At 35.7% G+C, this 24,919-nt stretch carries 24 protein-coding genes and 1 pseudogene; 13 read left to right on the plus strand and 12 right to left on the minus strand.

Annotated elements, in window-relative coordinates; genetic code table 11:
* Positions 1–141: 141 nt before the first annotated feature.
* Entirely contained in the window at positions 142–834 is a 693-nt protein-coding gene (locus tag DM800_RS01350) for a Crp/Fnr family transcriptional regulator (protein WP_000185186.1), read from the plus strand.
* Positions 835–927: 93 nt separating this feature from the next.
* On the opposite strand, the gene narI is transcribed toward DM800_RS01350, so the two are convergent.
* Genes narI through DM800_RS01370 form a run of 4 tightly spaced genes read right to left on the minus strand, consistent with a single transcriptional unit; the run spans position 928 to position 7,333 of the window.
* Positions 928–1,617 carry a respiratory nitrate reductase subunit gamma gene (gene narI, locus DM800_RS01355; protein ID WP_000969212.1) on the minus strand — a complete coding sequence of 230 codons (690 nt, stop codon included), beginning with the start codon at positions 1,615–1,617 and terminating at the stop codon, positions 928–930.
* A gap of 17 nt (positions 1,618–1,634) precedes the next feature.
* The gene (gene narJ, locus DM800_RS01360) at positions 1,635–2,165 is read right to left on the minus strand and encodes a nitrate reductase molybdenum cofactor assembly chaperone (protein WP_098088295.1); all 531 of its coding nucleotides are present in this window, start codon (positions 2,163–2,165) and stop codon (positions 1,635–1,637) included.
* Between the two features lie 19 nt (positions 2,166–2,184).
* Positions 2,185–3,660, minus strand: a complete 1,476-nt coding sequence (gene narH, locus DM800_RS01365; RefSeq protein ID WP_098088297.1) for a nitrate reductase subunit beta — start codon at positions 3,658–3,660, stop codon at positions 2,185–2,187.
* Complete coding sequence (locus DM800_RS01370; protein ID WP_147786256.1) at positions 3,650–7,333, minus strand: nitrate reductase subunit alpha; 3,684 nt, start codon at positions 7,331–7,333, stop codon at positions 3,650–3,652. The genes narH and DM800_RS01370 overlap by 11 nt, the downstream gene beginning before the upstream one ends.
* A 476-nt stretch (positions 7,334–7,809) precedes the next feature.
* Here DM800_RS01370 and DM800_RS01375 point away from each other — a divergent pair, with 476 nt between their 5' ends.
* From DM800_RS01375 to DM800_RS01395, 5 genes and pseudogenes are all read left to right on the plus strand, one after another.
* On the plus strand, positions 7,810–8,310 hold the full coding sequence (locus DM800_RS01375) for a hypothetical protein (protein WP_088609031.1): 501 nt from the start codon (positions 7,810–7,812) through the stop codon (positions 8,308–8,310).
* Between the two features lie 108 nt (positions 8,311–8,418).
* A pseudogene (locus DM800_RS01380) lies at positions 8,419–8,759 on the plus strand (hypothetical protein).
* A gap of 405 nt (positions 8,760–9,164) precedes the next feature.
* Entirely contained in the window at positions 9,165–10,127 is a 963-nt protein-coding gene (locus DM800_RS01385) for an AAA family ATPase (RefSeq protein WP_147786257.1), read from the plus strand.
* A complete protein-coding gene (locus DM800_RS01390; RefSeq protein ID WP_147786258.1) occupies positions 10,127–11,341 on the plus strand; it encodes a DUF58 domain-containing protein in 1,215 nt (404 codons plus the stop codon). The genes DM800_RS01385 and DM800_RS01390 overlap by 1 nt, the downstream gene beginning before the upstream one ends.
* Entirely contained in the window at positions 11,338–13,566 is a 2,229-nt protein-coding gene (locus DM800_RS01395) for a transglutaminase TgpA family protein (RefSeq protein WP_147786259.1), read from the plus strand. Before DM800_RS01390 ends, DM800_RS01395 begins: the two co-directional genes overlap by 4 nt.
* An 82-nt stretch (positions 13,567–13,648) precedes the next feature.
* On the opposite strand, the gene bsaA is transcribed toward DM800_RS01395, so the two are convergent.
* The gene (gene bsaA / locus DM800_RS01400) at positions 13,649–14,131 is read right to left on the minus strand and encodes a glutathione peroxidase (protein WP_147786260.1); all 483 of its coding nucleotides are present in this window, start codon (positions 14,129–14,131) and stop codon (positions 13,649–13,651) included.
* A 224-nt stretch (positions 14,132–14,355) separates the two neighbouring features.
* Between bsaA and DM800_RS01405 the strand changes: the two genes are divergently transcribed.
* The 5 genes from DM800_RS01405 to DM800_RS01425 all read left to right on the plus strand — a co-directional run bounded on the left by DM800_RS01405 (position 14,356) and on the right by DM800_RS01425 (position 16,710).
* Positions 14,356–14,565, plus strand: a complete 210-nt coding sequence (locus DM800_RS01405) for a DUF3925 family protein (protein ID WP_088609027.1) — start codon at positions 14,356–14,358, stop codon at positions 14,563–14,565.
* Positions 14,566–14,661: 96 nt separating this feature from the next.
* Complete coding sequence (locus DM800_RS01410) at positions 14,662–15,633, plus strand: MBL fold metallo-hydrolase (RefSeq protein ID WP_098133686.1); 972 nt, start codon at positions 14,662–14,664, stop codon at positions 15,631–15,633.
* Between the two features lie 85 nt (positions 15,634–15,718).
* Entirely contained in the window at positions 15,719–16,153 is a 435-nt protein-coding gene (locus DM800_RS01415; protein ID WP_116443146.1) for a hypothetical protein, read from the plus strand.
* Between the two features lie 56 nt (positions 16,154–16,209).
* Positions 16,210–16,323: an ABC transporter gene (locus DM800_RS01420; protein ID WP_255446924.1), complete on the plus strand. Its 114-nt coding sequence runs from the start codon at positions 16,210–16,212 to the stop codon at positions 16,321–16,323.
* Positions 16,324–16,464: 141 nt separating this feature from the next.
* Positions 16,465–16,710, plus strand: a complete 246-nt coding sequence (locus DM800_RS01425; protein WP_147786261.1) for a hypothetical protein — start codon at positions 16,465–16,467, stop codon at positions 16,708–16,710.
* A 52-nt stretch (positions 16,711–16,762) separates the two neighbouring features.
* Here DM800_RS01425 and DM800_RS01430 read toward each other — a convergent pair whose 3' ends face one another.
* Both DM800_RS01430 and DM800_RS01435 read right to left on the minus strand, forming a co-directional pair.
* Positions 16,763–17,443 carry a DUF3600 domain-containing protein gene (locus DM800_RS01430; RefSeq protein WP_147786262.1) on the minus strand — a complete coding sequence of 227 codons (681 nt, stop codon included), beginning with the start codon at positions 17,441–17,443 and terminating at the stop codon, positions 16,763–16,765.
* The gene (locus DM800_RS01435; RefSeq protein WP_098088314.1) at positions 17,440–18,018 is read right to left on the minus strand and encodes a sigma-70 family RNA polymerase sigma factor; all 579 of its coding nucleotides are present in this window, start codon (positions 18,016–18,018) and stop codon (positions 17,440–17,442) included. Before DM800_RS01435 ends, DM800_RS01430 begins: the two co-directional genes overlap by 4 nt.
* A gap of 207 nt (positions 18,019–18,225) precedes the next feature.
* Here DM800_RS01435 and DM800_RS01440 point away from each other — a divergent pair, with 207 nt between their 5' ends.
* Both DM800_RS01440 and DM800_RS01445 read left to right on the plus strand, forming a co-directional pair.
* The gene (locus DM800_RS01440) at positions 18,226–19,212 is read left to right on the plus strand and encodes a quinone oxidoreductase family protein (protein WP_097889458.1); all 987 of its coding nucleotides are present in this window, start codon (positions 18,226–18,228) and stop codon (positions 19,210–19,212) included.
* A 29-nt stretch (positions 19,213–19,241) separates the two neighbouring features.
* Positions 19,242–19,880: a zinc dependent phospholipase C family protein gene (locus DM800_RS01445; protein WP_098088316.1), complete on the plus strand. Its 639-nt coding sequence runs from the start codon at positions 19,242–19,244 to the stop codon at positions 19,878–19,880.
* Positions 19,881–19,924: 44 nt separating this feature from the next.
* On the opposite strand, the gene DM800_RS01450 is transcribed toward DM800_RS01445, so the two are convergent.
* The 5 genes from DM800_RS01450 to DM800_RS01470 form a co-directional block, all read right to left on the minus strand.
* Complete coding sequence (locus DM800_RS01450; protein WP_147786263.1) at positions 19,925–20,308, minus strand: VOC family protein; 384 nt, start codon at positions 20,306–20,308, stop codon at positions 19,925–19,927.
* A 70-nt stretch (positions 20,309–20,378) separates the two neighbouring features.
* A complete protein-coding gene (locus DM800_RS01455) occupies positions 20,379–21,173 on the minus strand; it encodes a sugar phosphate isomerase/epimerase family protein (protein WP_098088318.1) in 795 nt (264 codons plus the stop codon).
* A 196-nt stretch (positions 21,174–21,369) separates the two neighbouring features.
* The gene (locus DM800_RS01460) at positions 21,370–22,539 is read right to left on the minus strand and encodes a DEAD/DEAH box helicase (RefSeq protein ID WP_000588608.1); all 1,170 of its coding nucleotides are present in this window, start codon (positions 22,537–22,539) and stop codon (positions 21,370–21,372) included.
* Between the two features lie 19 nt (positions 22,540–22,558).
* Positions 22,559–23,086, minus strand: a complete 528-nt coding sequence (locus DM800_RS01465; protein WP_141499182.1) for a hypothetical protein — start codon at positions 23,084–23,086, stop codon at positions 22,559–22,561.
* A gap of 90 nt (positions 23,087–23,176) precedes the next feature.
* On the minus strand, positions 23,177–24,865 hold the full coding sequence (locus tag DM800_RS01470) for a formate--tetrahydrofolate ligase (protein ID WP_147786334.1): 1,689 nt from the start codon (positions 24,863–24,865) through the stop codon (positions 23,177–23,179).
* Between the last annotated feature and the right edge of the window lie 54 nt (positions 24,866–24,919).

Below are 24,919 nucleotides of genomic sequence, written 5' to 3' on the forward strand. Positions count from 1 at the left end.
TCGAATTTTGTTCACATCTTCAGTGCCTACTCCTTACGGTCATTGAAATTTCACTTATATTTTTAAAATAGCTCTTGCATTTCCAGCATACTTACACTCAAAATAGGAAATGGATTGCTTATAAGAAGAAAGGTGATTGCTGTGACAAACAGTATGAAATTATCTCAAGATTTAAAGGAATTACTTGCATCTGTTGAATATAAAATGCAGATAAAAAAAGGTAGTTTTATTTTTCAAGAAGGTATGGAGGCAACCGAACTCTATATTATCCACTCAGGAAAAGTACAAATTAGTAAACTTAGTGCTGACGGACAAGAATTAACACTTCGAATTTGTTCGGCATATGACATTATTGGAGAATTAACATTGTTCACGGACGATGCGAAGTATTTATTAAATTCAAAATGCCTTGAAGATGTTGAAGTAGGCGTTATAAAGCGTGAAGCGTTAGAAAGAGAATTACTCCAAAAGCCCGCACTTGTATTTGAATTTATGAAATGGATTAGTGAACATTTAAGAAGAATGCAAACGAAGTTCCGAGATTTAGTATTACACGGCAAAAAAGGTGCCCTTTATTCTACTCTCATTCGAATGACAAATAGTTACGGTGTATTAAAAGAAAATGGTATTCTCATCGATTTACCGTTAACGAATCAAGAACTCGCTAATTTCTGTGCAACTTCACGCGAAAGTGTAAATCGAATGTTAAATGAATTAAAAAAGCAAGGTACAATTTCTATTCATAAAGGAAAGATTACAATCCACGATTTACAATTTTTAAAACGTGAAATTGCTTGTGAAGATTGCTCTGCTTCTGTTTGTAGTATTGATTAGCGTCTTATTTAGATACTTATACCTATAAAGAAAGCCGAGGTCTCCAATTAGATCTCGGCTTTCTTTATAAGTTACTAAACATATAAAACAACATTATTTTTTCAATTCATTTGGAATACGTCTTCTGTAAATTACATAACTACGGCTTATATATTTAATTGGGGCACTAAATACATGTACTAGTCTTGTAAATGGCCATACTGCGAAAAGCCCCATTCCTGCAAGAATATGAATTTTAAACCATACAGGTACTTCCATCATATATTCAACTTTCGGTTGGAAAATGAAAAGGCTTCGGAACCACGGACCGATCGTTGTACGATAATCAAACCCTTTTGAGTCGATGTTTAAAAATGTTGAGGAAAGCCCTGCTAGCATTACGATAAGTAATAAAATAAGCGCAATATAATCTCCCTTTGTGCTCGTTGCAATGATACGTTTTACTGTTACGCGGCGGTACGTTAATATAATTAAACCGATGATAGAAGCAACACCTGCCGGAAGTCCGAAACTAATTGCTACTACATGATACATATGCTCCGAAATACCTATTGAACGGTATACAGCCTCTGGAATTAAAATCCCCATAACATGACCGCCAATTACGAACATGATCCCAAAGTGGAATAATAGACTTCCGATTCGGAGCATTTTCTTTTCTAATAGTTCACTAGATTTTGATGTCCATCCAAATTGATCATAGTTGTATCTGAAAATATGCCCACCGATAAAGATTGCAAAAATGATATAGGGAAACAATACCCATAGAAATTGATCCATCATTTTGACAACTCTCCTTTCTAATTTGTCTGTACACCCCATGTATCGATAGCGAGTAGAACAGCCGCAAGAATTGGTTCATACATACTATCTGCTTCTTTTAACTGAACGTGTAATGCTTGTATGTTTTCCTTGTATTTACTCATAATTTCTTCACTGTCTTGCTCATTTGCATTGGCAAAAAACTCGAGTAATAACGGTAAATAATCAGGTAGTTCTTTATCTGTTACTTCAAAACCAGATTTTTTATAATGCTGCTTTAACTCTAGTAATTCAATACCTCTTTCTCTTTGTTCGCCTGTGTTCATATAAGTTAAATACATATTTGTCTTTTTACCAAAATCAAATGTATATACGTAACAGTCAATTAATTGATCATCCATTTTATCCAGCGCTTGCTTTATAAATGCTGTAAGTGCTGCTTTAACGTCTTCCTGTTCAATCGCTTCAATCTCTTCTTGCAATTCAGTTAAAGCTTCTCTCCACCCGAGTTCCGGATAGGAAAGAAGGAATGAAGAACATGAAAAAGCAGTTTGTAAACTTTGTTTCATATTTTTCCGCCCCCATTATTTAAGAAATTGTCGTGCAAGAGCCTGGGCCACCTGCGAAAGATAAACCACAGCTCCCTTGTTCGTTATATAAATCTGCAACTTGCTCGCGGTGAGTGGCCGGAACGACGAAGCGATCTTTATATTTCGCGATAGCAAGAAGACGATACATATCTTCTACATCCAGTTTCGTTAAGCCGAGTTCTTTTAATACCGATTCATTTGGTTCTTTATTAATTTGCAATGCTCTCATATGCGTTCGCATAACAGCCATTTTTTTCAACGTAAGACGAATATGTGATTCATCTCCTGCAGTGAGTAAATTCGCTAAATATTGAATTGGAATACGCATATTATCAATAGCAGGGAAAATCTCTTCTGCTTGCCAGTTACTACCTTTCCCCTCCACCATGTTCATAATTGGGCTAAGCGGTGGGATATACCAAACCATTGGCATTGTACGATACTCTGGATGAAGAGGTAGAGCGATTTTCCAATCGATAATCATTTTATAGATTGGCGACTGTTGTGCCGCTTTAATCCATTCTTCAGGAATCCCTTGTTTTTTCGCTTCAGCTGCTACTTCTGGATCATTTGGATCTAGGAAAACAGTAAGCTGAGATTCATATAAATCTTTTTCATCTTCAACAGACGCCGCTTCTTTTACTTTGTCAGCGTTATATAGCATTACCCCAATATATCGAATACGTCCTACACATGTTTCCGAACAAATCGTTGGCATACCCGCTTCAATACGCGGGAAGCACATTGTGCATTTTTCAGCTTTATTCGTTTGCCAGTTAAAATACACTTTTTTATACGGACAAGAAGATACGCAGAATCTCCAAGCACGACATGCATTTTGATCTACAAGGACAATCCCATCTTCTTCACGTTTATACATCGCACCCGATGGACACGAAGATACACAAGATGGATTCATACAGTGTTCGCATATGCGCGGTAAATACATCATAAAGACATTTTCAAAATCCGTTTTAATTTCTTCTTCCATTTTCTTTACGTTCGGGTCTTGCAATCCTGTTATATGTCCGCCTGCTAAATCATCTTCCCAGTTTGGACCCCATTCAATTTTGTCAATAAATTCACCCGTAATTGCTGATTTCGGACGAGCAACTGGTTGATGCTTACGCTGCGGACTATTTGTTAACGTTTCATAATCATAGTTCCAAGGTTCAAAGTAATCATCAATTGTTGGTTGATCTGGATTGTGGAAAATATTCATAAGGCGCTTCATTTTCGAACCGGATTTCAGCTGAATTTCACCATTTTTCAATTCCCAGCCACCTTTATATTTATCCTGATCTTCCCATTGCTTTGGATAACCAATACCAGGTTTCGTTTCTACGTTATTGAAATACATATATTCAGCACCTGGACGATTTGTCCAGGTGTTTTTGCACGTTACACTACAAGTATGGCAGCCGATGCATTTATCTAGATTCATTACCATTCCGACTTGTGCTTTAATCTTCAAGCCAATCTACCTCCTTCAGTTTACGAATTACTACGTTTAAGTCACGCTGGTTACCAGTCGGACCATAGTAGTTAAATCCATAGCTTAATTGACCATATCCGCCAATCATATGTGTTGGTTTGACATGAATACGGGTTGGACTATTATGCGTTCCCCCGCGGGTGCTTGTTAATTTCGTACCAGGCACGTTAATGTGACGATCTTGCGCATGATGCATAAATGCCATTCCTCTCGGTATACGGTGCGTTACAACAGCACGCGCTACAACAACTCCGTTACGGTTAAAGCACTCAATCCAATCATTATCTGCAACGCCAGCTTCTGCAGCGTCCTCTTTATTCATCCAAACAGTTGGACCACCTCTAAATAGCGTTAACATCGGTAATGAATCGAAATACATACTATGAATTGACCACTTATTATGTGGTGTTAAATAGTTTAAAGTAATTTCTTTCCCTTCTACTTCAGGCCGTGATTTACGGAACGGCTTATGTTGCAGAATTGGTTTAAATGTTGCCATCGTTTCACCAAATTCTTTCATCATGTCATGATCTAAATAGAAAGATTGTCGACCAGTGATTGTTCTCCAAGGAATGAGACGTTCTACATTTGTAGTAAATGGTGAATAACGGCGTCCACCTTTTTCTGAACCTGTAAATGCTGGAGAAGTAATTACTGTTTTCGGCTGCGCTGTAATTTGTTCGAATGTGAAGCATTCTTCTTCACGTTCTTCTGCTAAATCACGTAGTTTTAAATCCGTTTGTTTTTCAAGTGCTTCCCATGCTTTTACAGCCATATGACCGTTTGTTGTAGAAGAAAGTGTTAATACCGCTTCAGCAGCATTAATTGCTTCTTTTATGTCTGGGCAACCTTTCGCAATAGAATCCGTTCGAACGACTCCTAATCGGCTCTTTAATTGCTCATATTCTTTTTCCGCAGACCAAGAAATCCCTTTCGTACCAATTGGCTGTTTTCCGGTATTTGGTCCTAGCGCAGTCATTTTGTCATAAATCGTTTTATAATCCCTTTCGACAACATGAATTTGTGGCATCGTTTTACCTGGGATCGGTTCACACTCACCTTTGCTCCAATCTCTAATCTTGCCAAGTGGTTGCGCTAATTCTTGTGGTGTATCGTGAAGAAGTGGTGTTGCAACAACTTCTTTCATTGGTTCAAGATCGATTTTCTTCGCTAAATCAGACACAGCTTTAGAAAGAGAAGTGAAAATGTCCCAGTCAGAGCGCGCTTCCCACGGCGAACCGATTGCTGGATTAAATGGATGTACAAATGGATGCATATCTGTACTACTTAAATCATGCTTTTCATACCAAGTTGAAGCAGGTAAGACGATATCAGAATAAAGTGCTGTTCCAGCCATACGGAAATCTAAATTAATGAGTAAATCTAACTTCCCTTCTGGTGCTTCTTCATGCCACTTAATTTCTTCTGGTCGTAACGAATCACTATCGTCATTCATTAATCCGTTTGTCGTACCTAACAAATGTTTTAAGAAATATTCATGTCCTTTACCAGAACTTGAAATTAAGTTTGCACGCCATACGAATAAGTTGCGCGGGTAGTTATTTTTATTATCTGGATCTTCAATCGCAAATTTCAGTTCTTTTTCTTTTAATTTTTGTGCAACGTATTTCCCGATTTCTTCTTGCGTTGTTGCACCAGCAGCAACAGCTTCTTTATATAATTCAATCCCATTTTTCTCGAATGTCGGATACGAAGGCAACCAGCCAAGTCGTGCCGCTAATACATTGTAATCACCGTGATGTTGATAACGAGAGTTGCCTTCCACTGGTGATGCTAAATGTCCCACTGGTGTATCTTCATAGCGCCATTGATCTGTTACGAAATAGAAGAAAGATGTACCGTTTTGTAATTTTGGTGGCCCTTGCCAATCTTTTGCCATCGCGATTGTTTGCCATCCTTCCGCTGGTCGTAATTTTTCTTGACCAACGTAATGCGCCCAACCACCGCCGTTTACACCTTGCGCTCCGACGAGAAGTACAAGATTTAAAACTGCGCGATAAATCGTATCAGAGTTAAACCAATGGTTAATACCAGCTCCGACAATAATCATTGAGCGACCGTTCGTATCAACAGCATTTTGTGCGAACTCACGAGCGATTTGAATAATAAGCTCACGTTGTACTCCTGTCATTTTCTCTTGCCATGCAGGTGTAAACGGTACGTCATCATTGAAGTCTTTCGGCTCTTGTCCGCCAAGCCCTCGGTTCACACCGTAATTTGCTAACGTTAAGTCGTATACAGTTGTAACGAACACTTCACCTTCTTCTGTCATAACCTTTTTCACTGGAATTGTTCGTTCTAATACTTTGTTTCCATCATCAGAGAAGTACGGAATTTGTACAGTTTGAACACTATCCTCCATTCCAAGTAAAGAAAGACGTGGATCAATCTTTTCACCTGTTTCTTCATCTTCTAAACGTAAGTTCCATTTCTTTTCATTATCCCAACGTGACCCCATTGTGCCGTGCGGTGTTGCAAAATCATTCGTATTCTCGTTCCAAAGTACAGGTTTCCATTCCCCTAACTTCGTTTCGCGTCCAATATCAGAAGCATTTAAGAAACGATCAGCAACGAATTGATCCCCTTTTTGTTTCAATGTGACGAAGAAAGGAAAATCAGTATATTGTTTCGCATACTTTGTGAAGTATTCCACTTGATTATCTACGTAAAATTCTTGTAAGATTACGTGCCCCATTGCCATCGCAAGCGCACCATCTGTACCTTGTTTCACACTAATCCAATCATCCGCAAACTTTGTAGATTCAGCGAAGTCAGGACTGACAGAAACGACTTTCGTTCCTTTATATCGAACCTCTGCTAAAAAGTGTGCATCTGGTGTTCTCGTCATCGGTACATTTGAACCCCATGTCATAATGTAACCAGAGTTATACCAGTCACTACTTTCTGGTACATCTGTTTGATCGCCCCAAATTTGAGGAGAAGCTGGTGGTAAATCTGCATACCAATCATAGAAACTAAGCATCGGTCCACCCATAAGTTGCATAAAGCGACTACCAGCTGCATGACTTAACATCGACATAGCTGGAATTGGTGAAAAACCAACATTTCGGTCTGGACCGTATTTCATTACTGTGTATAGTAATGAAGCAGAAACGAGTTGTAACACTTCATCCCAATTCGCACGAATGAATCCCCCTTTACCACGCGCCTGCTTATACGTACGTGCCTTCTCAGGGTTTTCCACAATGCTTTTCCAAGCGTCTAGTGGTGACTCGTTATTTTGTAATTCTTCTTGCCACATATTCCAAAGAACACCACGTACATACGGATATTTCACACGAAGTGGACTGTAAATATACCAAGAAAAACTTGCTCCACGCGGACATCCTCGCGGTTCAAAATCAGGCATATCAGGACCTGTAGTCGGATAGTTAAGCTCCTGCCCTTCCCAAGTTACAATTCCATCTTTCACATAAATATTCCAACTACATGAGCCAGTACAGTTCACGCCGTGTGTAGAACGAATTACTTTATCATGCTGCCAACGCTTTCTGTACACATTCTCCCATTCACGATCTTCATATGTTTCTTGTGTATGATTATCGTTATAACGATCTATTGGTGAAAAATATTTTAAACGTCTCATTAGTGCTGAAGGTTTCTTCTTCATACTGTTCACTCCTTTAATACGTCTCTCTTCCATACCCTTACTATAAGAGGGGTTGTAAAATACAGATGTGACATTTCGCACAGTTCAAGAGATTGTCAAAAATTCCGGAACAAATATAAAAAAGTGAAAATCTAATCGTTGTGGAGGGTTCACATCCTTCACTGACTGTTAAATTACTTCCTTGCTTCTAGCAAAGTTTAAGATGTAGTACAGATTAAAATGAGCGTGCAAAAAATTTCTTATATAATAGCGGAAGTAATTTGGGAATAGTTAAATTTGATTTGCCTAAATCGTAAGATAAGTTTATAAATGAAAATACAATACTTTCAATCCACCATAATAAGGGTAAATATCCTGAAAATAGTTGAACCAAAAACGCCAGGAAATCCATATAATTTGCCAGCAACTTGGATTGAATGAAGAGAAGAATACACCAGAATGGCAGGATATTAAGATAATAATAAAAGGAGTAGATTATGATATTAGAACCGCTTTATGCAGAAAACATTATAGTAGCCGTCATATATAAAAATGAGTTTAGGTGGTATGTAACAGATAAAGAACTATGGTTTTTAGATTATAATAAATTAGATAATGCATATAAAAATTTAGGTATAAGCATTGAAGATAATGATGAAACGGGAGAAAGAAATGGAATAAAAGTATTAGATCATGAAAATGTAGAAGTATTTTTAGTAAGGATTAATCAATATAAAACAACTAAAGAAGAATTAAATTATTTACTACTTGAAAATATTAAAAGGAAGAATGCAGGAGAAGATCTATTAGATTATAGTCCAGTCTTATTAATTAACTTTGATAATAAAATACTATATTCAATGTTTCCAGAACCGGCATCATACGAAAACTATGTACCAAAAGATTGGATAGGTACATATGAAGATTTCACTGAACTCATACCTACATCAGAGAGATATTGGATAAATAAGTTTAATAACAATCTACTTTTACTATAAATGTAAGTAAGACAAGAGTAATGATAGTATAAGAATTTATTACCTTAATAGAGAAGTAAATAGAGTAAATAGAGTCACTAAAGCCAGAAATAAAAGAGTAAAATAGTCATGAAATATCCATATAGTTTTGAAGTACTTAACAGTAGTGATTTAGTTATGAGACTTCCTCAAGAAATAAAACTTGTTGAAACTTTTTTAGGAATTGAAGTTTCAGCTTTTCGAGATTGGATTTTAGAAGAAATACATAGTGTTTTAAACAGAGAAAAAATTATGTAGTAGTAAATGGCAACATTTGCGGTTTAGAAATCCGGAACGACACAACTACTGTGTTAGACAATTTAGCCGAAGATGGTAAAGGAGAATATTGTGAGATTGAAACAATGGAATTGGTAGAATTGATTCATATTTGGTTAAATAAACGAAAAGAATATAAAAAAGATAAAAAATAAAGGAGTGTAATAATTTAAATAGATGGCCTCTTCATGTGAAGCCGACTTTATTTTATTCATATACATTTTAATCACAAGGCGTATTAATATATGTTCCAAACTTTACGCGTAGGGTTTCCTACGCTATTTATTTTGCTCATTGAGGTCAATCTTTCCTTTCCTTCCCCTCTTCTACTTTTACCGACGATACTATTCTATATCAAAACGTATTTCACATAAAACGAGAAATCATTATTTACCATATTGCCCTAAGTTACGGAAACAATTATACTAGATGTAATCGTGATAAATAATCTGAATATTCTCAGAATTAAAGATAGAATCTTTACTGCCCGCAATTAGACGGATACATTCTATTTTTCACTAAATAGATTAGAAAACGATAATAAAATTAGGAGGATTACGATGCACCAGCTTGACTCATTACATCCCATTATAGAAAAAATAATTAACAATATTGAAAAGTTAATGGTCGGAAAGCGAAAAGAAACGATCTTAGCTTTGACAGCTCTCTTAGCAGAAGGTCATGTACTATTAGAAGATGTGCCTGGCGTTGGGAAAACAATGTTAGTACGTGCACTTTCTAAATCAATTGATGCTGATTACAAGCGCATTCAATTCACACCTGATTTACTGCCGTCAGATGTTACAGGTGTTTCTATTTATAATCCGAAAGAGCTCCAATTTGAGTTCAAGCCTGGACCAATCATGGGGAATTTTATACTTGCTGATGAAATTAATCGTACATCTCCAAAAACACAATCTGCCTTACTTGAAAGTATGGAAGAAGGCAATATTACAATAGATGGCATGACAAGACCGTTACCAAAACCGTTCTTTGTAATGGCTACCCAAAATCCGGTCGAATATGAGGGAACATATCCTTTACCAGAAGCACAGCTCGATCGTTTCTTATTGAAACTAAAAATGGGATATCCTACACAAGAAGAAGAATTTGAAATTTTAAACAGGATGGAAAAAACAAATCCCCTCTCCCATTTACAAGCTATTACAAAAATAGAAGAATTACTTTATTTACAACAGAGCGTACGGGAAATAAGCATGGACAAAGCAATCAAGCATTACATTGTAAAGCTTGTTAGTCAGACTCGTTCTTATAGTTCTATTCAACTAGGTGCAAGTCCACGTGGCTCGATTGCTTTAATGAAAGCTTCACAAGCTTATGCATTCATCCATGGCAGAAATTATGTTATTCCAGACGATGTTAAATTTTTAGCTCCCTACGTGTTAGCTCACAGACTCATTCTAAAAATGGAGGCAAAATTTGAAGGAATAACAGGAGAACAAGTTATCGCAAAAATCGTTGCGCGAACTACCGTACCTACTCAAAGGAAGATGAACCTTTGATGAAACGGATACTACGAGCACTCTATCATTTTACTAAGTTATCACTCATTCCGTTATGCCTAGTCTTAACATTTGTATACGCTATGCTTCAAGGAGGGTTTGTAAGTTGGTTTTTGTTTTACAGTGCGATTCCTATTGGCCTTTATTCACTATTGCTTCCCTTCTTTGCTTTACGGAACGCCGAGGTAAAACGAAGAACAAATCAAGACGAATATGTAGCAGGAGAACCATTTTTAAGTACGATTACAATAAAAAGAAGTTTCCCTTTTCCCTTACTTTATTTAATTATAGAAGATGAACTGCCATCACAATTTACAAATTGTAAACAAACGAATATGAATAAAGTAATACTCTTTCCAGGATTGAAACGAAATATTTCGTTTCAATATGCAATTGACACAATCCCTAGAGGAGAGCACTCTTTTTCAAGCGTACGTGTCAAAACTGGCGATCTATTCGGTATGATGGAGAAAGAAGTAACTTTTTCAGTTCCAGATACATTTTTAGTCTACCCTCAGTATGTAGATATAACATATCGACAAATGGAAAATCATTTCGAACAAGGAGCACTTTCAGCAAATATAAATTTAGTAAAAGACTCTACCATTTCTGTCGGTGTCAGGGAATATAAACCTGGTGATCGCTTTTCGTGGATTGATTGGAAAGCAACTGCACGAACAAACAACATTATGACGAAAGAGTTTGAACAACAGCGCAGCCATAATATTATGATATTCATGGACAGAACCCCATCCCCTCTATTCGAATCAGTCGTCACATTTACTGCCTCTATTGTCAGGTCTGTCTTGAAGCAAAATTCACCGGCGTCATTCGTATCTGTCGGAAAAGAACGAACTTTTTTCCCTTTAGACAATGGAGATAGTCAGTTACATCAAATCTTTTGTCATTTAGCGAAGGTACAAGCAGATAGTGTATTCCCGCTCTCCCGGAGTGTAGAAATGGAATTAAGAAAAATTTATGAGCCCGTCACGATTATACTCGTGACAAGCGATCTTTCTCCCGATATTCAAAAGGCGGCTGACTTTGCTGCTATAAAAAATAGAAAATTAATGGTGTTTGTCGTAAAAGAAAAAGCAAATCAACTCTCACACCGAGAACTCAGTATTCTAGAAACTCTACAAAAACGACAAATATTTGTAAATGTGGTTTATGGAAACCAGTATACAAACGTGTTTTTTGAGGTGAGCAAATGATAACATTACAGGCAAAAAAACAATGGGATATGACTAGATTTTTCATGCATGCATGCGCATTTCTACTTTTACTAGAATGGCTAAGGCCCCTCGTAGGTATTACAAACGTAGGTAGATTAGATGTTTTCGTAATATTTATAGGGATTTGCTTCACTCTCTCTTTTTTTCAAATAAAATGGCAGATTCCAATAAAGATCGTCACGATTTTATTCATCATTCATTTCTTATATTATAAAAACGCTATTATAAATCCATCTTGGCTAATGAAATTTTTTACTGATATTTCTCGAAATGCCTCCTTGTTATTTCAGGGGAATTTGCTAGAGGTTTCTCCAGTTTTTCCAACACTTTTATTTTTTTTATCCTTTTGGTTTTTGAGTGCTTTCATCTCTTTTTGGATGATTCATAAAAAACGTGGGCTGTTATTTCTTATATTGACTATTATTTATATCACCGTTTTTCATAACTTACATTTATATCATGCAAACTACGCTATTATTCGTACTGTTGTCATCGGCTTTTTTATGCTTAGTCTTCTCCGCATAGAACGAATAAAAGAGATGGAACACTTACAAAATTATGCTAGAGAAATCTCAAAATTACTTAAACCTCTTACAATATTTATTGTATTGTCAGCAACTATCGCATACTTTGCTCCAAAATTTGGCCCTCAATGGCCAAACCAAATGGATTTTTTAAAATTCAACACATCCGAAGCAAGTAAAAAACAAGAAGTTTCTAAAATTGGGTATGGTTTAGATGACTCACGATTAGGCGGTCCTTTTAAGGCAGATCCTACAATTGTTTTCACAGCACAAACGCAAAATAAACAATATTGGAGAGTCGAAACGAAAGATTTTTATACAGGAAAAGGCTGGGAAGTTTCTGTAAATCAAAAAAAGGTTTCTTTTAAAAATAAAAACGACGTCGTGAGCTGGTACGAACAAAATACAAAAACGGAGACAACTATGGCAACAATCAACATGCAAAAAAGATATCCTCATCTTACCTATCCAGCAGGGTTAATATCAGTTGAGGCTTCTTCAGATGTATCATACAGCGTTGACCCATTTTCTGAAAAAATCTATACGATGGACGGAGACTCTTCTACTACTTTACAATCGTATAAAGTAACATATGAGGTCCCGGAGTTTTCCATAGAAAAATTGAAAGCTGTAAACACGAATGAAGGCCAAGAAACAAATCCTTATTTCATGACAAAGTACACGCAACTTCCCGAATCATTACCGCAGCGAGTCAGAGACTTAGCTGTTAATCTAACAAATGATAAAGACAACCGATATGATAAAGTATTAGCTATTGAAAATTACTTCACCGACCATTCTTTCGTATATGAAACAATGAATGTGTTGTTCCCTGCCAAAAATCAAGATTATGTTGATCAATTCCTTTTTGATACAAAAAGCGGCTACTGTAATAACTTTTCGACATCTATGATTGTGTTACTTCGTTCTGCTGGGATTCCTGCTCGATGGGTAAAAGGTTATACAGAAGGAACTCTTGATAACACACTAGTTGGTGCAGAAGGTGAGGATGTATATAAAATCGCGAACGATAACGCACACTCTTGGGTCGAAGTATATTTCCCAGGATACGGATGGATTCCATTCGAACCAACAAAAGGATTTACCAATCCCTATAATTTCACAGATAATACTCCTGCTCCTACTTTACAAAATAGCGAAGAAACTAAGTCTCAAAATGCGCAAATGCACCAAAGAAACAATGAAGCAAAGCCCAAAAGTTTAATTGAAGATACAGAAGACGCTCCTACTAAAAAGCTTACAAATTCTAAAAATGGACTTTCTTGGTGGTACGTATTCCTCTCTACGATACTAATTAGTATCATCGGATACATTCTCTTCGCTAATAGAATGAAATGGATTACATTTTTTATTATTCTTTTTTACAAATACCGAAAAGATGATGCTGTTTATAGCAAAGCTTACGGTGCACTTTTAAAACAATTTGGCAGAATTGGTATACCACGTGAGGAAAGTCAAACATTCCGAGAATATGCTCTCCACATCGATACACTTTACAATTCGGCCGATATGCAACAACTTACTTTCAGTTATGAGAACGCTATGTATCAAAAGGGACAGGCCGTAGCAGAATGGAAGAAATCCGTACACTTATGGGAAATTCTTATGAAAAAAGCAGCCTCTCCGCCTAAATCAAATGACTTCCATTCAGCGATTTAATCTTGATAATGTGAATTGATAGAAAAAGCCTCAAAGAACTACATTGTTCTTTGAGGCTTTTTTAATAAAGTGAAACTTCTAGTTATTCTCCAAGTACCTTCTCAATCTCAACCTCTAAATCCACCGGCTTCGTCTGCGGCGCAAAACGCCCTACTACTTTCCCGTCTTTTCCGATTAAAAACTTAGTAAAGTTCCATTTCACTGCTTTCATACCGAGTAAACCTGGCGCTTGCTCTGTCATGTATGTATACAGAGGATGAGCTTTATCACCTTTCACATCAATCTTTGCAAACATCGGGAAATTCACACCATAGTTTAATTCACAAAAACTAGTAATATCTGCTTCTGTACCTGGTTCTTGTCCTCCAAATTGGTTACAAGGGAAACCGAGTACTTCTAGTCCTTGGTCTTTATATTTATCATATACTTCTTGTAATCCTTTATATTGTGGTGTAAAACCACATTTGCTAGCTACATTTACAATAAGAAGTGCTTTTCCTTCGTAATCTTTTAACGATTTATCTTCTCCTGTTATCGTTTTAGCTAAAAAATCATAAACTGTCATTTTCCTTACCCCTCTCTTCACTATCATTCTATGTTTATACTATACTACATTCATGAATATACAGCTCTTATTACGTACTTACACCCCAATATGATAGCGCTTTATTTCTGTTCAAAAATTCGACACAAACTACTAGACTTTTATGATGGAAAGTTTTACAATTAAATTGTGAACAAAATGTGACAGTTTATATTCCATTATAAAAGAAAAGGATGGTGTTCATTATGAAAACTGCACAACATGAAACGATTTCAAATCGCGAGTTTTATTTCGTACTATATATGATGTTATTGTATGTGATTGGCTGGGTAATCGATGTAAATGGTTTATTTTTAAGCTCCTACTTTAATTTAGCAGGAGAAATTATGCTTCCAATCGTTGGTGGCATAGTTGGACTGTTTCTTATGTCTATCAATAAAGAACAAACGAAATAATAACACTTTAAAAAGGCAGAAGACGAGCTTTCGTTTTCTGCCTTTTTTCTATTTTAGCGTATAATAGAAACATATAGTAAATAAGGAGTGGTAATGATGAAAAAAGTAGAGCAATTATCTTCTCACCTATATCTTATTGATGATTTTGATTTACAACATAATGAACGAACAGGTACGTACGTTTTAGTAGGTGACGATATTACTTTAATTGAAACTTGTGCAGCCCCTTCTATTCCGTATATTTTAGACGGCTTACAACAATTACATATTGATTTAAACGAAGTTAAAAACATTATCGTTACACATGTTCATTTAGATCACGCCGGTGCTGCTGGTTTAATGATGGAAAAATGCCCAAACGCTACTTTATATGTGCATTCTCGCGGTGCTCGTCATATGATTGATCCAACAAAACTCATTTTAGGCGCAAAAGCTGTATACAAAGAAGATTTCGATAAACTATTTGATCCAATTCTTCCTATAGAAGAAGAACGTGTTCGTATTGTACAAAATGGTGATACGTTAAAAATTGCCGAAGACCGTACACTTACATTTTACGATACACCGGGACATGCTAAACACCATATTAGCATTCACGATTCATTAACAAACGGCATTTTTACTGGCGATACAATTGGAATTTATTATAGAGAACTCGCAGACCTTGGTGTCGAACTATATTTACCATCAACGTCCCCTTCACAATTCCAACCAGATGCGATGATTGCTTCTAAAAATCACATTCAAAGTATGAATGTAGATACTATTTATTTCGGTCATTACGGTGCATCCTCTAATGTTACAGAAGTATATAACCAACTGGAACATTGGCTACCTATTTTCGTTCATACTGGAAAAGAGATCTTTAAACAGTACACGGATTTCGATGAAGCGACTAAAGCTTTACAAACTGTATTAATGGATAAGATCTCTTCTCATCTTACAAAGTTAAACGTTCCATCAGATCATTCTGTTTACAACATTTTACATCTAGATATAGAAATTAGTGCGATGGGCATTATAGATTATTTCACGAAGCAAGAAAAAGCAAACTCCACTATTAAATAACCGTAAAAGAAGAGATATACAACAGTAGTTATTGTATATCTCTTCTTTTTTTGAATATATTTTGAGTAAAGGATGGTGGAATGTAATGCAAAAAGTGATGCTATATCTCTGCTTCACCTTATTTATCGTCTTATTATTATTTGTCGGAGTGAAAATTCAATTTTATTTAGATACAGACGCACAGGTGAACTTTAACGTTTATCCAAGATTATTCTACTTTACACTCTTCCCTCTTATAGTTGGCATTTTATTACGATTCCTTCAATCCATTAATCGCGAAACGAGTAAACAAAACTGGCGCTTTCAACCGGATAAATTTATCGCTATTACTGTGCCTACGCTATTCATTTCCTTTTCTCCAGCTCTACTCTTTTCACCAGTTGGTGCATACCTGCCTTATTTAACTAATATTATTCTTATCAATACTACTTTTGTTACGATAATAAGTTTAATAGCTGGTTATTCCCTTTTAGATTGCTTTATACAAAAAGACAAGGAGAATAGTAAGGAATATAACTAAATGATTTCCCTCTTTCACTTTATTAAGCAAATCAAGATAATTCTGCCCTGAATTGTATGCAAAAGAACCTAATGTTCAAATTTTTAAGTGTCGTTGGTTACGGTGGTTTATTTATAAATGCGATATTACTTGTAAGAGTAGCTATTCATGCGGTAAGGAAATTTAAGTAAGAATAAAACGAGTATACAATCACGTAGATTGTATACTCGTTTTTTATTGTTTACATATTCAATATATACTAGGAAATTTATGTTAAACTAAAGAAAATCGTGTACTAAGTTAAATGACACTTCAAATAAGGGAGAATTATTATGTATAAACTTTTTGGATTCTCGTGTCTAATGTTTATCGCAAGTATATGTTCTTTCTTTATTTTAAGAGGACCTAATGCAAATTTAACTCTAATTATTGCGATTCTAGTTATACTTTCATTACTCGGTATTATTTTTGCGATCGCATCAAAGAATTGGTTATTCGGAATAGGTGGTACAGCATTAAATGCAGTAATACTAGTATTTGTATATTTCTTATCGCTAGCAAAAGGAATCGGTGGTTAATAATTTTACGTTTCAATAAAAAAGCTCAGAGCTTAGGCTTTGAGCTTTTTACTTATCTCACCTTTTCATCTACATACTCCATAAACTGCTCTGCTTTCATAAATCTTTCTTTGTATGCCTCAGGTATATCTTCTGCTTTTATTCCACCAGTTGATTTAGTCTTCACTCGTACTATTTCATGTGTCATTAAAGCTTCCATATAGCGATCAAACTCTTCTTGCGTTAATATTTCTTTACTAGATTTATGACCATTTAATCTATCAAAGTATGGTTGAAGGCCCATACTTACCTTTTTCATTTCTTCTCTTTTTTCTGGTGATAATTGATCATAATCAATATTACCGTTCGAATCCCCGTACTCAAGCTTTGCATTTGTTAATTTCTTTAGTTCTTTTGTAAACTCTTCATATTCCTTCGCACCCATTTCGTCTTTCGCTTCTGATAACTTTGCATTAAAACGCATATACGCTTCTAATGTCATCGCTCCGGCATGTTTTTTTAAGTTCTCAAACGACCCGTATATACCATCCGCCATAATAGATTGGTAAGCAAAACCAGTCGTTGGGATTAAAAATGCTGCTGTAAGCACTCCTGCAATAAGGCGTCTCTTCATCTTACTCCCGCCGTGATTCATTTTTATTTGAACGATTACTTTTTCTTTTAACTCCGGCGGGGCAATAATCCCATTCGCTTCTTCTTGTATAGATTCTCTAACTCTACAATCTAAACTCATTTCACATTCCCTACCTCTCCTAAAAAGATTTCTTCTACTTGCTCTTTTTGACGTAGTTTTTTTAATGCCGCGTGAATTCTAGATTTCACAGTACCAATTGGAATATGTAATATTTGTGCTACTTCTTCTTGTGAATAATCGTGTAAATATCTTAAGATAATAACTTGTTTCAATTTATACGGTAATTTATGAATGAGTTCGATTAGTTTTTTGTTTGATATTTTACTTACAACATCGTTCGAAAAATCAATTTGTTCCGGTTTTCTTTGCTCTTCTACTTTTTTTATAATTCGTAATCGCATCCACCTCTTTCTTCTATAAGAGTGAATTTGTTTAATCGCAAGTCCAATTAGCCAAGGTCTAAATGGCTTCTCGCTATCATACTTACGAAGCGATTCATATAACTGTATGTATATTTCTTGAACGACATCATCTACATCCATTTTATCTTCAATTAAAAAATGTGCTGTTTTATATACTTCTTGAATCGTTTTATCATACAACTTGCTATATGCTTCTTTATTGCCTGATAAAGTTAATTGGATCAAATCTGTATACACTGTTTCACCCTTCACATACCATCCCTCCTTTGTCTTACACTATATATTGGCAAGTAATTGACATTTCGTTCGATTTTTTCAAAAGTTTTTTTATATAGATTAATATAATGATTCAATATGTTCATAAGCTTCACTTATAATCACACATAACTATTATATAATTTTCCAATTTCTAATGAACATTTAAAATGATTTATATAGTCAAATTTAGGAGGATATATAATGAAAGCTATCATTGTAACGTCGTTCGGTGGTCCTGAAGTGATGAAATATACAGATGTGGATATGCCGGCTATTTCAGAAGATCAAGTTTTGATTCGCGTTGTTGCTACTAGTATAAATTTCGCCGATATTAAATCCCGTTATGGTAAAAAAGGAAATAAAGCACTACCTTTTATACCAGGGATAGATGCCGCTGGTGTTGTAGAACGAGTCGGTTCTCATGTGAAAAATATTTATCCTGGACAACGTGTCATTGCTTTTCCTCAAGATGGCTCTTACGCAGAATACGTTGTCGCAAACGAAAACCTTACTTTTGCTTTACCTGATGAAGTCGATTTTCAAACTGCAGCTGCTTGTCCGATTGTATCTTTTACAAGCTATAATTTACTCGCAAATGTAGCAAGGCTTCAACAAGGTGAGTCTGTACTCATTCATGCAGCGGCTGGTGGAATTGGTACGACAGCAATTCAACTTGCAAAACGATTAGGGGCTGGAACCGTTATTGGTACTGTTGGGAGTGAAGTAAAAAGAAAAATAGCTTTAGATGCTGGAGCTGATTATGTTATTTGTCATCAGGATGAGGATTTTGTAGAGAAAGTCAATGAGCTGACCAACGGTGAAGGGGTTGATGTAATTTTAGATTCTATTTCTGGAACGGTTTCGGAAAGAAGTTTAAAATGTCTTGCTTATTACGGTCGCCTCGTTCATTTCGGAAATGCAAGCGGTGAAATTGGTAACTTTCAAACGAAAGATTTACACGCAAGTTGCCGCTCTATACTCGGTTTTAGCTTTGGTACTACACGAAAAAAACGTCCTGAACTACTCCAAGAAACTGCAAATGAAGTTTTCCGTTATTTACGTGACGGAAGTTTGCAAATTAAGGCTACGAAATCTTTTCCACTTCAAGATGCAGGGAAAGCACATGAATGGGTCGAAAGTAGAAAAAGTACAGGGAAAGTCATACTAACTGTTCAGTCCTCTTCCTGAAATGAATACTTGAAACCGAGGTGTCATTCATGGGATCACGAATTATGCATGCTATTATCGCTAACAGGATTGCCGAGAAATTATCGATTCAAGATAAAACTTCTTTTATACTTGGAGGTGTGGCCCCTGATGCTGTGCATTCAAAGATAGAAAAAGTCACCTCACATTTTTACGCCGGCTCAACAAAAGACTATACGAGACGAATTGATTATGGATCATTTATTCATAAATATAAAGATTATATGGAGTCCCCTTTTCTCCTAGGCTATTGCACCCACCTCATTGCCGATGATAATTGGCTAAGCGGCTTTTTTCTACCTTGGCTTAAAAACAGAATCGAAAATGACGAAACTATCGCGCCTATGTACTACAACGACTTTAAATTATTGAACGCAAAATTACTTTATCATTACGATAAAGAACAACGGCTCTTCTCTCTTCTCAATCAAGAGGCTCACATTATAGATATTGAAGAGGTTTCTAAAGAAAACGTTTTAGCTTTTCGAAAGTATCTTTTTGAAGATATGTTGTATCCAGAGCAACATTTACATGAAAACTTACAAGTATTTACGTTCGATCAAATCGTTGGTTATATTGAAACAGCTATTGAAAAAGGGGCATTTCTTATTAATCAACTCTCTAATGAAAAATCCACTTCAAACATGTAATCCCCCTCAATATATTTGAGGGGTTTTTTCACATAGCAATATTATTATTTGTTCTTTGCCATAACCGCAAAATAATTCTCTTCACTATCAGCAAAGTTAAATACTTTACCAGAAGGCATTGTTACCATTTCACCAACAGTAACATTTTTATTTTTTAAATCTGTATATAATTGATCAAGATTTTCTGAGAAGAACATTAAAGATGGTGTACCAAGATTTAATTCTGGGCTCATCTTAGAAATCACTTCTTTATTATGTAATATAATGCTCGTTTCTGCACCGCTAGTCGGAGCAATCTCAATCCATCTCATTCCTTGCTTATTATCTTCCTCTGCAACTACATGAAACCCTACCTTTTCCGTCCAAAAATGTACTGCCTCATCTTGATTATTTACATACAGCATAATTTGTCCAACTTTATGGATCATTTCATTTCCCCCTAATGGTTTTTATATTCTATGTAGGTTTCTACAGGTACTATCGTTATTCCTTTTGAATTTATATGTACTTCTTTGCAAAATTTATCGACTGACTCATCCCATCCAATTCGTCAAAATAATCATTTCTTTCAATCATGTTATATCCGTCGAATCTAATTTCATCTAATACCTTGAAGAATATATCGAAGTCCACTTCACCATTTCCTGCTGCTACTTCTATATACTTACTCGAACTATCACTTTTTACTTCTTTACAATCTTTAATATGAGTTTGTACTATATAATCTTTTAATAGTAATAAACCTCCTACCGGATTTTCATTTACATCACTTATTAAATTTGCTGGGTCAAAGTTAACCGCTAGTCCTTTTGAATTTATATTTTCTAAAAATCTTTTTAACACTATCGCTTTTTCAGAACCCGTCTCAATTGCGAAAATCCCTCCAAATTTGAATGCTAATTCGCCTATCTCATAGCAAACTCGTTCCATTTTATTATAATACTCACTTTTTTCATCATCTGGAATTCCCCCGATATGAGCTGTTATTATCTTTGCTCCCAGCTCCAAACCTCTGTCAGTAATGTATTTAAACTGATCTATTTCACTGTCAACTTCCGTTCCCACAATTCCATTTTCTCCAAAGCTAATCGCTAATGATGGAACCTTTATTCCATTAAAAGATAAGCTTTTCTTTAAAGTATTCCATTCTACCATTGGAATATTAGCCAAGTTGAATTTCTTATTCATAGCATATAATTGAATACATTCTAAATTCCATTCTCTCGCCTTTTTTATTCCTTCATTTACTTCAATATGTTTCGTATTTAAAAACATTCCTAATTTCCTATCCATATATGTACCTTCTTTTAATTATTTCGCATCAGTTTAATATTCGACTCTCTTTATATTACTTCCTGGTACAAAACTAAATGAGAAATAATTTACCTTTATCGATATTTCTTATAAGATAGGTACATTTAAATTCCCTTTGTTATTCAATTACAAACAAAAAAGACGTAACTACAAATAGTTACGTCTTTCTCTTTATTTATCTAGGCTTTTTCTTCCCAGTAAATGCTGGTTTCTTTTTCTTTGGTGCTTTCGGTTTCGTTTCTACAAATGATCCGTTGAACATTTCTTGCTTCGTAAATACGATGCCTAGTTTTTTTGCAAATTGAAGTAATTTACGCTCTTCTTGTTGTGTTACAAGAGAAACGACTGTTCCTTCTTTACCCATACGTCCTGTACGTCCTGAGCGGTGAATATATTGGTCTACTGTGTCTGGTAACTCCAAGTGGATTACATGTGTTAAATCATCGATATCAATACCGCGTGCTGCAATATCAGTAGCAAGTAGAATTTCTAATTTCCCGCCGCGGAAAGCACGCATCGTTGCTTCACGCTCTTGCTTACTTGCCTCTGCATGAAGAGCCGCTGCTTTCATTTTACGGAATTGCAATTTCTGAGTAATTTCATCTAAACGGAATGGGTCATTTAAGAAAGCAACTGCTTTTACATCGCCCATATGCATAATTCTTCTTACGTAATCATTTTTTTCGCGTCGCTCACAAATGATATACGTATGCTCAACTAAGCTTTTTGACTCTGCACGTGTTATACGTACTAATTGTGGTTCAACTGCTAAATCACGTGCAGCATCTTCTGCCGCTTTTGTAATTGTCGCCGAGAAGAATACTAATTGACGATCTCGCATTGTAGATTTAATTACATCTTGTACTGCGCCCATCATCTTTTGTTTTACAATTTGATCAAACTCATCAAATACAATCGTTTTTACTTCATGCATCTTTAGCTTTTTCATTCGAATTAATTCTAAAATACGTCCTGGTGAACCGACAATTACTCTCGGGTGTTTCTTTAATTTTTCAACTTGGCGCTTAATATCTGCACCACCAATTAAAGATGCCCCTGAAATTTCAGTCCCTGCTGTAAACTTTTGAACCTCTTCGTGAATTTGCATTACAAGCTCACGTGTTGGCGCTAAAACAACAACTTGTGGTTGTTTTACTTCAGGATTAATTTTATGTAAAAGGGGTAATAAGTACGCTAATGTTTTTCCTGTTCCAGTTGGAGATTCAGCTATAACGTCTTGTCCTTCTAAAATAGTTGGAATCGCTTGTTTTTGAATTTCAGTTAATTCTTTAAAACCAGCCTTCTCCCAAGCTTGTTGTAAAAATGGTTGCATATCTTTTATCATTTGTTTTTCTCCTTTATCTCTATTTTTGAAGAAAATGTTGTATTGTTCGCACCGTTTCTATCATGTGTGAAATAACAGCTATTAAATCATCAACATGGTCTTCTGTAATCGCTTTTTGAAATATAACCTCTACCTTATTATGATATGAAATCGCTTGCTTATTATATTCGTATGAAATTTTCTGCGTAATCATTCTTTCTTTTCCCCATATAGAATGCATGAAATTTTCAATTTCTTCACACACTACCTCTGGCTTTTCTATCGGGAATGAAAATGCTAACTTCATTTCACAACCTGGTGTAAATTGTGGTACTTCCAATATTTCACCAGACAAGTTCTTTGCATCTACAGATAGTGAAAATGTTGCTTTTACTACCGGTTCGAACGGTTCTGTTAATTGAAATGAAATATGGTATATACGACTTAATGAGGCAAGGTCCATCATATCTTTTCGATCTGTTACAAGAATATCTCCATGTAAATCAAAATCATAAACAGCACCTTCTACGATTACTTTTAAATTATCAAAAGCAGTTGGATCAAACATAATTTCCTCCAAAAAACAGGCGCCTTTCGATGGAAAGGCGCCACTTGATGTATATATAGTTTACAGATAAACGAGATGAATTACAACCTTTTAGAATAAACCTACTGCTTTTCCATCTTCATTTACATCCATTTGTAGTGCTGCTGGCTGTTTTGGAAGGCCTGGCATTGTTAACATTGTTCCTGTTAACGCAACGATAAACCCTGCACCAATTGATGGTTTTAGCTCACGAATTGTAACGATAAATTCAGACGGACGACCTAATTTTGTTGCATCGTCAGAAAGAGAGTATTGTGTTTTAGCCATACAAATTGGTAGGTTACTCCATCCTTCTCCTTCATATTGAGCTAATTGCTTACGTGCTTTCGGAGCAAATTCAATATCTTTTGCACCATACACTTTTTGAGCAATTGTACGGATTTTTTCTTCTAATGGTAATTCTAATTCATAAAGTGGTGCGTAGTTGTTCTCACCTTTTTCAATTTCTTTTAATACTTTTTCAGCAAGGTCAACTCCGCCTTGGCCACCCTTCTCCCAAACTTCCGTTAAGGATACTGCATAGCCACGCTCATTGCACCAATCTTGTAAGTATGCAACTTCTGCATCTGTATCTGTAATAAATTTATTAATTGCAATTACGAAAGGCACACCGAAGCTTTGAATTGTTTCAACATGCTTCTGTAAGTTTTCCATACCTTTTGCTAATGCATCTACATTTTCTTCTTTTAATTGATCTTTTGCTACGCCGCCATGCATTTTAAGCGCACGAATAGTCGCAACAATAACAACTGCTTCTGGTTTAATGCCAGCTGCACGAGCTTTAATATCTAAAAACTTCTCTGCACCTAAATCAGCACCAAATCCAGCTTCTGTAATAACATAATCACCTAATTTTGCGGCCATTGTTGTAGCGATAACACTGTTACAACCGTGAGCGATATTCGCAAATGGTCCACCGTGAATGATAGCTGGTGTATTTTCTAACGTTTGCACTAAGTTTGGTTTTAATGCGTCTTTTAATAATAATGTTAACGCACCTTCTACACCTAAATCTTTAACCGTTACAGGTTGATTTGCAAAGTTATAAGCAACTACGATGCGAGATAGACGAGCTTTTAAGTCTTGAATATCTGTTGCAAGGCAGAATACGGCCATAATTTCAGATGCTACTGTAATATCAAAACCGTCTTCACGTGGTACACCTTGAACTGGTCCCCCAAGACCAATTACTACGTTACGTAGGGCACGATCATTTAAGTCAACACAGCGTTTCCAAACGATTTTACGCGTATCAATTCCAAGTGTGTTCCCTTGTTGGATATGATTATCAATAAACGCCGCTAACGCGTTATTAGCAGTTGTGATCGCATGAATATCTCCAGTAAAGTGAAGGTTAATGTCTTCCATAGGTACAACCTGTGAAAAACCGCCACCTGCTGCCCCGCCTTTTAGTCCCATTGTTGGTCCAAGAGATGGTTCGCGAAGTGCAATTACTGTTTTCTTACCAATTTTATTAAAAGCTTGGCCTAAACCAACTGTTACTGTTGATTTACCTTCTCCAGCTGGAGTTGGGTTAATCGCTGTTACTAAAACAACTTTACCGTCTTTCTCATCCTGTAAGCGCTTAAAAATATCAAGAGATAACTTACCTTTATAATGCCCGTATGGCTCTAATTCATCTTCTAAAATATTTAATTCAGCTGCAATTTCTTGAATCTTCCTCATACTCGCTTCTTGCGCGATTTCAATATCGGATTTAACTGTTGTAGTAGTTGTCATATACCCTAGTCCCCCTTTAATTGGTTCTGATGATATTGTATCAGTTTTTTGTAT

The sequence above is a fragment of the Bacillus sp. AY18-3 genome (genome assembly GCF_008042305.1).
GTDB classification, from domain to species: Bacteria; Bacillota; Bacilli; order Bacillales; family Bacillaceae_G; genus Bacillus_A; species Bacillus_A wiedmannii.